This window comes from Glutamicibacter sp. AGC46 (assembly GCF_053543715.1).
This window is the reverse complement of the sequence record NZ_JBLVOJ010000011.1, coordinates 349600-353010: the sequence shown is the minus strand read 5'-3', so window position 1 is coordinate 353010 and position 3411 is coordinate 349600. Positions and strand designations below refer to the sequence as shown.

The 3411-nt window shown below is 59.9% G+C and carries 4 protein-coding genes; 1 reads left to right on the top strand and 3 read right to left on the bottom strand.

What is annotated here, in order from left to right:
• Positions 1–33 precede the first annotated feature (33 nt).
• From ACNPM8_RS06820 to ACNPM8_RS06810, 3 genes are all read right to left on the bottom strand, one after another.
• Positions 34–1254, bottom strand: a complete 1221-nt coding sequence (locus ACNPM8_RS06820) for a pyridoxal phosphate-dependent aminotransferase (protein ID WP_105657589.1) — start codon at positions 1252–1254, stop codon at positions 34–36.
• Between the two features lie 92 nt (positions 1255–1346).
• Complete coding sequence (locus ACNPM8_RS06815; protein ID WP_448939502.1) at positions 1347–2252, bottom strand: glycine betaine ABC transporter substrate-binding protein; 906 nt, start codon at positions 2250–2252, stop codon at positions 1347–1349.
• A gap of 13 nt (positions 2253–2265) precedes the next feature.
• Complete coding sequence (locus ACNPM8_RS06810) at positions 2266–2763, bottom strand: NUDIX hydrolase (RefSeq protein ID WP_448939501.1); 498 nt, start codon at positions 2761–2763, stop codon at positions 2266–2268.
• A 112-nt stretch (positions 2764–2875) separates the two neighbouring features.
• On the opposite strand from ACNPM8_RS06810, the gene ACNPM8_RS06805 reads away from it, so the two are divergent.
• Positions 2876–3382: an Lrp/AsnC family transcriptional regulator gene (locus tag ACNPM8_RS06805; RefSeq protein WP_105657592.1), complete on the top strand. Its 507-nt coding sequence runs from the start codon at positions 2876–2878 to the stop codon at positions 3380–3382.
• Positions 3383–3411: the final 29 nt, after the last annotated feature.

The following is a 3411-nucleotide window of genomic DNA, read 5'->3' as shown; positions in this document are numbered from 1 at the left end:
GGTGATTCCCCCCCGGTTCCGCATCCGGGCAGCCTACGCGCGAGCGCGCCAGTCCTCCAGGAACTGTCCGATGCGTCCAACCGCATCAGTCAGGTCGCGCACGTTGGGCAAGGTGACCAAACGGAAGTGATCCGGACGGATCCAGTTGAAGGCGGTGCCCTGGGAGATCAGGATCTTCTGCGCCTTGAGCAGCTCAAGGGCGAAGGTCTCATCATTGTGGATCGGGTAGACCTCGGGATCCAGCTTCGGGAACATGTAGAGCGCGCCCTTGGCCTTCTGGACGCTCACGCCAGGAATCGCGCTGAGCAGGTTGTACGCCGCATCGCGCTGTTCAAGCAGGCGTCCGCCAGGCAGGATCAAGTCATTGATCGACTGGTAGCCGCCCAAGGCGGTCTGGATTGCGTGCTGCGCCGGCACATTGGCGCACAGGCGCATGTTGGTCAGCAGGTTGATGCCCTCGATGTAGTCGCCGGCCTGGTGTTTGGGACCGGAAATAGCCATCCACCCAGCACGGAAGCCGCACACGCGGTAGGCCTTGGACAGGCCGGAGAAGGTCAATATCAGCACGTCATCTGCCAACGAAGCGGTGTTGATGTGCACGGCGTCTTCGTAGAGGATCTTTTCGTAGATCTCGTCCGAGAACACAATCAGGTTGTGCTTGCGCGCCAGCTCGAGGATTCCCTCCAGGGTTTCCTTGGGGTACACCGCACCGGTCGGGTTATTGGGGTTGATGATCACGATGCCCTTGGTGCGATCGGTGATCTTCGCTTCCATGTCCTGAAGATCAGGAAGCCAGCCCTCTTCCTCGGTATTCATGTAATGCACCGGGGTGCCGCCGGCCAGTGAAACCGAAGCGGTCCACAGCGGGTAGTCAGGGGCGGGAATCAGGATCTCGTCGCCGTTATTCAGCAGCGCATTCAACGAGAGGGTGATCAGCTCGGAGACACCGTTGCCCAGGTAGACGTCATCCACGCCGATGGTCTGGATGCCACGGGTCTGGTAGTACTGCGAGACAGCGGTACGTGCCGAGAGAATGCCGCGGGAGTCCGAGTATCCTTGGGCGTTAGGCAGGTTGCGAATCATGTCAACGAGCACCGCGTCGGGCGCCTCGAAGCCGAACGGCGCGGGATTGCCGATGTTCAGCTTCAGGATGCGATGTCCTTCGGACTCCATGCGCGTGGCGTGCTCAAGCAGCGGGCCGCGGATGTCGTAGAGGACGTTGTGCAGTTTCGTTGATTGTTTGAATTCTGCCATGGTTACACTTTCTCACGTCAGGTGCGATCGACACACCTTGTTACTCGACCGCTATGGTCAGCGGTCGAAATCCTGGGAGAGCTGGCTGGGGCCTACTCTTCGATGATCCATTCCCAACGGGTGGCCGCTTGCTCTGGGCTCAGTCCGTCGGCCTGGCTGACCATCCGGTTCAGGTCCACGAGGGACTGCTGCGAGAATTCGCCGGTGATCTTGTCCAGTTCTGCCCGGGCCTTGTCATCCACGTCGCCGCTGGCCAGCACCATGTACTGCTCGGAGTTGAAGAAGGCGGCGCTTCCCGGAATGCTGTAGAAGCCTTCATCAGAGATGACGGCATCTCCCGACCCGAGCGCCGCCGCGCTGTCCACCGAGGCACGCAGCTTGCTGGCCAGTTTCGCCGGCTCCTCAGCCACGACCTTCGGCTTCCCGCAGCCAGCGTCCTCCAATGATGCCTTCAAAGATGCGGCGTTGGCTTCATCGCTAATGATCGTCAGATCTGTGCAAGCCGCAATCAGGGTTTCCACCGAATCGACCTTGTGCAAGGTTGCCTGGGCCTGGCTCATGACCAAGACCTTTCCCGCATCAGCTGGGCTGAGTTCCAAGGCAGAAAGCTCCCCCTCAGCGTCATTGATGGCGCTGCGCAGGTTCTTGGATTCCTCGACGCTCAGCAATTGATCTTCACCGGTGATAGCCGCCGGGTCAGCAACCAGGGGCAGGGCCTTGGCCGCTTGGTCCACCGCCAAATCGGCTTTTCCGTCGACCACCTGCTGGTAAGGATCAGCACTGGGCTTGTTCAGCGACACCTTGTAGCCTTCGGCTTTCAGCGCATTGGCATAGACATGGGCCAAGGCCTGGTCTGCAGGTTGAGAACCGGCAGCAATCTGCAAGGTGATGGCCTTGCTTGGCTCGGCCGTCGGCGTTGCCTCTTCGGTGCAAGCAGACAGGGTTAGCAGCAGGGTTGCGCTGAGTGCGCCAACGGTGATGGTATTTCGCAAGTTCATGTCCCTATTGATTCTAGGGCAGGCCAGTGGCGATCCGCCGCTGCTTGCCGGGTGCGGTCAGTCGCAAGATGCTCTCAACGCGTTCAATGCAGTTCAGCTTGGCAATCTCCTCGCGGGTAAACCAGGCGGCCTGGCTGGTAGAACCGTTGACTTCATGGCGCAGTTCTCCACCGGTCAGCTTGGCCCGATAGGTGACCGCCACCGTTTGCATGGCATGGCCTTCGCCCGAGTAGCGCTTGGAACCGGGAATAACTCCCGTGCTGACATCCAGGAGCGCCAGCTCGCCCACCGCGTAGCCGGTCTCTTCATAGACTTCACGGCGCGCGCCTTCTTCGATAGGCTCCCCCAAATCGATGCCACCGCCGGGAAGGGACCAGCGCGGGGTGAAGCGTGGATCGCGATGACGCATATCCCAGAGCGTTAGCAGTACCTTTCCTTCATGTTCCACCAAGCAATAGGCCGCCAGCCTGGTATCAAAGGATTCACCGGTGTGCTCAGAACGACGTGTCATATCCCCAATATATCCGTTTGTTCACCGATTATTTACTCGTACGCGGACGGCATACGCCGATTTTTCTGCCAAAGATCCCACTGATATCTCGCGAATATGATGAAATATTCTTATGGCCCAGCAATCAGAGCTTTCATCAAACGTCGATCTGGACGAAATCGATCGAATCATCATCGACGAATTGGTCGCTAATGCACGTATCTCCAATGCGACCCTCGCACAGCGTGCGGGCATCGCTCCATCCACCGCACTGCTGCGCACCCGTTCGCTGGTCGAGCGCGGCATCCTCACTGGCTACCACGCCGAGGTATCGCTGGGCGCTGTAGGCCGTACCGTGCAGGCACTGATCTCGGTCAAGCTGCGCGCCCACGACCGCGAGAAGATTGACGCTTTCGTGGCACGCATCCCGCAGCTGCCCGAGGTGCTGTCCATGTTCCATGTTTCCGGCGGCACCGATTACCTGCTGCATATCGCGGTCGGTTCCACCGATGCGCTGCGTGACTGGGTGCTGGACAACCTCGCCACCGACGAGTCGGTGGGCCATACCGAAACCACCTTGGTCTTCGCGCACCACCGCGGCAACCGCGGCCCGCTGCCATTCGATGACATGATCAGCTAGCAGCGCTTAAGCGACTTGTGGCCCCGGCC

Excerpts from the sequence above, each read along its gene's own strand:
- ACNPM8_RS06820 (WP_105657589.1), bottom strand. The coding sequence starts at position 1,254 with ATGGCAGAATTCAAACAATCAACGAAACTGCACAACGTCCTCTACGAC.
- ACNPM8_RS06805 (WP_105657592.1), top strand. The coding sequence starts at position 2,876 with ATGGCCCAGCAATCAGAGCTTTCATCAAACGTCGATCTGGACGAAATC.
- ACNPM8_RS06815 (WP_448939502.1), bottom strand. The coding sequence starts at position 2,252 with ATGAACTTGCGAAATACCATCACCGTTGGCGCACTCAGCGCAACCCTG.
- ACNPM8_RS06810 (WP_448939501.1), bottom strand. The coding sequence starts at position 2,763 with ATGACACGTCGTTCTGAGCACACCGGTGAATCCTTTGATACCAGGCTG.